General features: G+C 49.6%; 5 protein-coding genes. 4 read left to right on the top strand and 1 reads right to left on the bottom strand.

All coding sequences use genetic code 11. The annotated features are described in order from the left end of the window. Nucleotides 1-296 precede the first annotated feature (296 nt). On the top strand, nt 297-707 hold the full coding sequence (locus tag HNQ56_RS20795; RefSeq protein WP_429150091.1) for an iron chaperone: 411 nt from the start codon (nt 297-299) through the stop codon (nt 705-707). A 50-nt stretch (nt 708-757) separates the two neighbouring features. Beyond that, the gene (locus tag HNQ56_RS20790; RefSeq protein WP_429150089.1) at nt 758-1402 is read left to right on the top strand and encodes a hypothetical protein; all 645 of its coding nucleotides are present in this window, start codon (nt 758-760) and stop codon (nt 1400-1402) included. 76 nt (nt 1403-1478) lie between these two features. Here HNQ56_RS20790 and HNQ56_RS20785 read toward each other — a convergent pair whose 3' ends face one another. Continuing rightward, entirely contained in the window at nt 1479-2387 is a 909-nt protein-coding gene (locus HNQ56_RS20785) for an effector binding domain-containing protein (RefSeq protein ID WP_429150087.1), read from the bottom strand. 240 nt (nt 2388-2627) lie between these two features. Here HNQ56_RS20785 and HNQ56_RS20780 point away from each other — a divergent pair, with 240 nt between their 5' ends. Next, nucleotides 2628-3575, top strand: a complete 948-nt coding sequence (locus HNQ56_RS20780) for a hypothetical protein (protein ID WP_429150086.1) — start codon at nt 2628-2630, stop codon at nt 3573-3575. Nucleotides 3576-3708: 133 nt separating this feature from the next. Next, nucleotides 3709-6600, top strand: coding sequence for an excinuclease ABC subunit UvrA (gene uvrA, locus HNQ56_RS20775; protein ID WP_429150085.1), 2892 nt, complete (start codon nt 3709-3711; stop codon nt 6598-6600). The last annotated feature ends 204 nt before the right edge of the window (nt 6601-6804 follow it).

Below are 6804 nucleotides of genomic sequence, written 5' to 3'. Positions count from 1 at the left end.
TTCCTGTAATATGATTTGAGCTTAGACAGGCGAGGGTAGGCTGTGAGATGAATCTGAGTGTATCGCTATCCATCTGGGCTTGCCTTTAACATCCCATGATTGCCAAGTGCAGGCAATCACGGGAAGCCCGGTCTGCGCCCAGATGGATAGCGATACACTCAGATTCACCGCATTAGTATAAAGAGGCGCTTTTTCATGGAAAATATATTATTAGAGGAGAAAGAATTCATGCGAAGGTTTTTATGGAAACGTATTCGCGTGAGGGAAATGATAGATGATAGAGAGGAGAATGTATTATGTGGCAATGTCCTGAATGCGGACGGGAATTTAAAAGTACCAACCAGAATCATTTTTGCAGTGCGGTGCCGGAGACCATTGATACCTATATTGCCGGACAACCGGAGGAGGTCAGGCCGTTTTTGAACCAAGTTCGGGATACACTGCGGGGTGCTCTGCCCTCGGCCCAGGAGCGTATCTCATGGAGGATGCCGACCTACTGGCAGAAACAGAATATCATTCATTTTGCGGCATTTAAAAAGCATCTTGGGTTGTATCCGGGAGATAAGGGCGTGGAGCATTTTCGGGACAGGCTTACAGAATACAAGACAAGCAAGGGCGCGATACAGTTTCCTTACAGCAAGCCGCTGCCGCTGGAGCTGATAGCCGAAATAGCACAGTGGTGCTATCTTACGGGAAATCATCACTGAGAAGCAACTGCTGAGAAGGAGCGGCTGGGAAGGAGCCGGAGGGTGGGTTTATGATTAAGGTTAGGATCAAGCTGACAGATGTGGATTATGAACAGATTGCGGAGCGGTTTATTCCGGATGCCCTTGAGAGAGCATCGGATAGCGACAATATTGCAATGAAGCTGGCGGGAAGGCTGCTGGTGAAGGACGGGGAGACCAGCCCCCTGGCTAAGGGAATGCTGGGTCTGTTTCCGAAGCAGACGAAGGATATGGCGGCATATCATCTGATCGTGCGGAACCTGGACCGTCTGCGGGAAGGAATGACCCATGCCTTGGCGAGGGAGATGCCGGGAATGCACATAGAGACCATGAGGGCATTGAATACGGAGGAAAATATGTATGATGTCATCCGGCTGGAGCTGGTCATGGGGGAGATTAACTATGGGCTGGTGCTGGAGCATCTGATACGCAGATTTCTGGAGGGCATGGCACAGAAGCCGGATAAATCCGGGGAGCTGGCTATGCTGTTCCTGGCAGTGGATGGGGTGGCAGGCAGAATGGCCGCGGCATTTGATTCTCTTTCCCAGGAAGAAAAGGACCTCCTTCTGGTTCGAATTCTTTCCATCTACCGGGAGGAGATTACGGAGGGCGTGAATGAAGGCTTCCGAAAACAGAAGATTACTGCAAAGGTGGCAGAAATGAAGTTCCGGGGATAGTGTGTATCGCTGATTATTTTGCCATCCACAGGATTGCCATTCACGATATTACCGGCGCTGCCGGCAGTCAGCATAGCTAGTGTTTGCCTGGGGCCTGCAAGACAGAGATGGGATAATAGAGCTCGCACTCGCAATATTGCTTGTTGCATCGGGAATATGGAATATATTCAAAGTGAAAGTCTTCCTCCAGATGAAACTCCACCGTGGGCATCCACACCTCGTTGACGTATTGCCAGATGGATTTTAAGGTCTTGGAGGAAATCTCTTCGGGCCGGTGGGGCCCCATGTAGGTGAAGACACCGTATTTGTGGGCTTTGATATGCTTTACCGTCATATCGGGAGGGATAATGCTGCTGTCATTGACCTCGATGGACGGAAGATAACGGGTATAGCCTGCATTACAGCCGGAATGCAGGGTGAGCCCGATATAGGCATCCTTCTCCGTGGGATTCATGACCCGGTGCCGGTGGTTATAGAAGAAGTCGTTGCCGTAGTGATTGGAGATCTGTGTCTGCAGATTTTCCTCAATTCCCACCAGGTATTCCAGCCCGGCAACCGTAAAGGCGGGGCGTACGGTGATGGAGCGGAAGAAGATCAGGCCCTCTCCGGCACAGTCCATGAAATCGGCGTTGAAGCGATCCAGAATCTTTACGGACACCGGCTTGCGGCGCCATTTGGCGGGAGTGGTATGATAAGCCTCCTTGAAGACCCGGTTATAGGCGCGCTCACTTCCGAAGGAATATTTGGAGGCGATGAAATCAATGCTGCAGCGTTCATTCAGCAGATCCCCCAGGGACAGGGCGATACGGCGCAGTCTCACATACTCCATCAGTCCGGTGGCGGTAGCTCCTTTCCAGATGCGAAGCAGATGGAATTTGGAAATATTCACATTTTCGGATATGACGTCCAGATTAATCGGCTCTAAAATATTGTCTTCGATAAATTCTGTTGTGTTCTTAATAATCTCCAAAAGATAATTATCCATATTGAGACCATCCGTCACTGCCCTTACGGGGCATTTTTTTGTGCTGCTTTGTTGATGATTGCTCCATTATAGCATGAGTATTTTTAATGAACAACAGTTTGGGGGAGAAATATCAGATTAGCAATTTCTGTCCTGTTTTTACCCTTGGTACAGCAATTTTTGTCCCCATTTTTTACAGAGGGAGGTTATAATTGTCGACAGACATTATAACCGTAAAATACTATAGCAGGAGGTAAATTCATGGAACGAGAGAAGGAAGAGGACGTCCGGCAGCGGTACCTGGATGCCGTGGAGAGCTTTATCAGCAAGGTGAAGGATGATCCCAATGTCATTGCCGTGATCGTCAGCGGAAGTCTTGCTTATGACCAGGTATGGGAGAGAAGCGATGTGGATATGACCATGGTGGTGCGGGATCAGGTATTGAAGAATAATTCTTACTGTATCGTGGAGGATGATATCACAATCAATGTACAGCTGACCATGCGCAGCGGCTTTAAAAGGTTTCTGGACGGTATCAAGGGAGGGTCCTTTGGCCATTCTTATTTGTCCAGGGGGAGGATACTCTATTGCACGGATGAAAGTCTGATGGAGACTTTTGAAGAATTCAAGGTCATGGGAAGTGATGATCAGGCACATTCGGTATTTATTATGGCCTGCGAGCTGGTGCACCTCTGTGATAAATGCCGTAAATGGCTGACGGTCAAGAGGGATCCCCTGTATGCACAGTACTATCTTCTGAAAGCGGCAGAGACAGTCGCGCGGATCGAGGTCTGCCTGGATGGAGAATCGCCCTCCAGGGAAGCCATTCTGAAGGCATATACTCTGAATCCGGAGATGATCCGTCCCTATTATCAGGATGCCATGTCCCATCATTACAGTGAGGAGAAGATAGAAGAGGCGATCCGCAGGCTGGAGGATTATCTGGCACAGCATCTGGATATCATTCAAAAACCGGTGATTGAGTACATGTCTGACCAGGAAATGAAGACCCTTACCATGATTACAAAATACTTTCAGTCGGAGGGTCATTTTATCATAGGGATCTTTGACTATCTGGCAGAGCAGGGGGTCATCGCCAAGGTGTCCCAGACGATTCGGATTACGCCCAAGAGCAAGAGGTCAGTGGAGGAGATTGCGTACCAGTATATTCCGGCGGGGCAATTGCAGAACAGTCCGTACCGTTGGTGATTATCCTGAACAGGCTTTATACAGCACAGGCTAACAGCAGAAATGCGGTGAATATGGATGTTTTCCCGGCAATGGAGCTGTTGCCGGGAAATGGATACATTATAGATAAAGTATGAGAAGCAGGAGGAAGCATATGTCAGTTCGTACCACCATTGAAATATCGGGAGCAAAACAGAACAATCTGAAGAATGTATCGCTGGAAATACCCAGAGATAAATTAACGGTGATTACCGGAGTATCCGGATCGGGAAAATCCTCCCTCGCCTTTGATGTTATTTACGGAGAAGGTCAGAGGAGGTTCCTGGACTCCATCACCAATTTTGCCAAGAGCAGGATCAGCCAGCTGAAAAAGGCAAAGGTGGATTATATCCGGGGGCTGTCTCCGGTCATTGCCATTGAACAGAAGAAGGGGAATAACAATCCGCGTTCCACCGTCGGAACAGTAACGGATATTAATGATTATCTGAGATTGTTATATTCCAGCGCGGGAGTGGGCTGCTGCCCGGAGTGCGGCCATCCGCTGGAGCAGTTAACCGCTGCCCAGATCGCGGAGCACATCTCCACCCTCCCGGAGGGATCGGTGATAGAGCTTCGGGCACCGGTGTATAAGATCTTTGGAGAGGATTATAATTTTACCTTCCAGACCCTCAGGGAGAAGGGGTATAAAAAGCTGCTGGTGGATGGAGAACCCTTTTCCCTGGCTGAGAAGCGGGAGCTGGAGGAAACGAAGGATTACCGCATTGAATTGGTTATTGACCGTTTTACAATAAAGAAGGATGCCTACATTCAGATTACGAAGTCCATTGAGGCGGCAATGCTGGCACTGGATGAGGATATTATGATCAAGGCGGAGGTTCTGGGCGAAGTGAAGCCCTCCTTTTATGAAGGCTATGCCTGTCCGGACCATCATATGTTCCTCTGTGACATGCAGCCCTTTCATTTCTCCTTCAATACTGCCTCCAGCGCCTGTCACACCTGCCTGGGAGTAGGAATGTCCTATGTGGTGGAGACCCGCTTCCTGATTGTGGCGCCGGAGAAGAGCCTGAATAAGGGAGCCTTGAAGAATTCGGTCTATAATGCCAACGGGAAGGACAGCTACCGGACGGTTATGCTGTACAGCCTGTCCCAGCAGTATGGGTTCAGCCTGGACACGCCCTTCCGGGATCTGCCCAAGGAAATCCATGAGCTTCTTTTCTATGGAACGAAGGGGGAGCCGGTGAAGATGCAGCAGCCTCCCAGCTCCACCAAGCGCAATTGGATGGTGGGAAGGGAGGTTCCCTTCTGGGGCTATGTGCATGAGATGGAGCACTGGTACCGGCAGTACATCAGGAGAACCTCCACCACGGAAGCCTTTGAGCCCAGCTTTATAAAAGAATGCATGATAGAGAAGACCTGTCCGGAATGCGGCGGTGCCAGGTTGAAGAAGCAGAGGCTCCAGGTTACTCTGGGTGGCAGGAATATTGATGAGCTTTGCAGGATGCAGCTGCCTCAGCTCCTGGAGTTTCTGGAGGGGCTGTGCTTTAAGGAGGAGATCCGGGATGTGGCTAATTCCATCATCTATGAGATTTCTGCAAGACTGCGGCTGCTGATTGATATCGGACTCCACTACATCAGTCTCAGCCGGAGGAGCGACAGCATCTCCGGGGGCGAGATGCAGCGTATTAAAATGTCAACCCAGATCAGCAGTGAGCTCATGGGAATGCTGTATGTGATGGACGAGCCCAGCATCGGACTCCATCCCAGGGATTCGGACCGTGTAATCGATACGATGAAGAAGCTTCGAGATATTGGCAATACTGTAATTGTGGTGGAACATGATATGGAGACCATAAAGAATGCGGATCATATTATTGAGGTGGGTCCCGGACCGGGGATACACGGCGGGGCAATCGTGGCAAGCGGAGGTCTGGAGGATATTATACGTGAGGAGGCTTCTCTTACCGGGAAATATCTGTCCGGGACTCTGGAGATTCCGGTGCCTGAGAAGAGGCGGAATCTGGGGGATAATTTTCTCTCCGTCCAGGGAGCCAGGGAGAATAATCTGAAAAACGTGGATTTGGATATCCCCCTTGGTGTCTTCCTGTGCGTGACAGGCGTGTCCGGCTCCGGCAAAAGCTCCCTGATCAATGAAATCCTGTATAAACAGCTGAGGATTGATAAGACCTGCGCGCGGATTGTTCCCGGAGAGCATGATTTTCTCTTCGGCTCGGAGCAGATCAATAATGTGATCAGCATTGACCAGACCCCCATCGGAAGGAACAGCAAATCCAATCCCGCCACCTATATCGGTATCTTTGACCGGATCCGGGACCTCTATGCCGCTTTGCCGGAGGCATTGGAGCGGGGCTATACCGCTTTGGACTTCAGTCTGACCCATGCCAACGGCACCCGGTGCGAGCATTGTGCCGGGGATGGAATTATTGTAACCAATCTTCAATTCATGGCGGATATTGAAACCATCTGCCCCATGTGCAAGGGAATGCGCTACAGTGAGGAAGGGCTGGAGATCAAGTACCGGGGAAAGAGCATTGCGGAGGTATTGGAAATGACCGTGGAGGAGGCTCTTGATTTCTTTCGGGAGAACCATTATCTGAAGCATAAGCTGGGAATCATGAATGAGCTGGGGCTTGGCTATCTCTGCCTCGGACAAAGCTCCACCACTCTGTCGGGGGGAGAGGCCCAAAGAGTAAAGCTGGCCTATGAGCTGGCCAAGATCAAGAAGGGAGCCCATAACCTGTATATTCTGGATGAACCGACGACGGGACTTCATCTTTCCGATATCGCAAAGCTTCTGGAATGTTTGAACAAACTGGTGGAACAAGGGCATTCTGTGATTGTAATCGAGCATCATCTGGATGTGATCAAATCGGCGGACTATATTATTGACCTTGGACCGGAGGGGGGCAATAAGGGAGGCTATATTGTTGCGGAAGGAACACCGGAGCAGGTGGCCAGGGTAGAGCAGTCTTATACCGGAAGATATTTAAGGGAGATTCTGCAGGAGAAAAGTATGACAAGAAGTTAACAATCCTTGAATTCCTACCTGATTTATATGATATGCACAATATAAGAGAGGGGTAAGAGGAAAAGAGTAGCCATTTTAACTATTTTTATAAAAAATAGTTTTCAAAAAAATAATTCCGTGGTATACTATCAAAAAAGACGGCAAGCAGGTAACTGCTGGTCGCCATTGAAGAGCAAAGGTAACCTGGGAAACCAGGTTACTTAA

The sequence above is a fragment of the Anaerotaenia torta genome (assembly GCF_050433395.1).
Classification (GTDB): Bacteria; Bacillota; Clostridia; order Lachnospirales; family Lachnospiraceae; genus Mobilitalea; species Mobilitalea torta.
The sequence above is the reverse complement of the archived record's forward strand: the minus strand, read 5'-3'. Positions and strand labels throughout refer to the sequence as shown.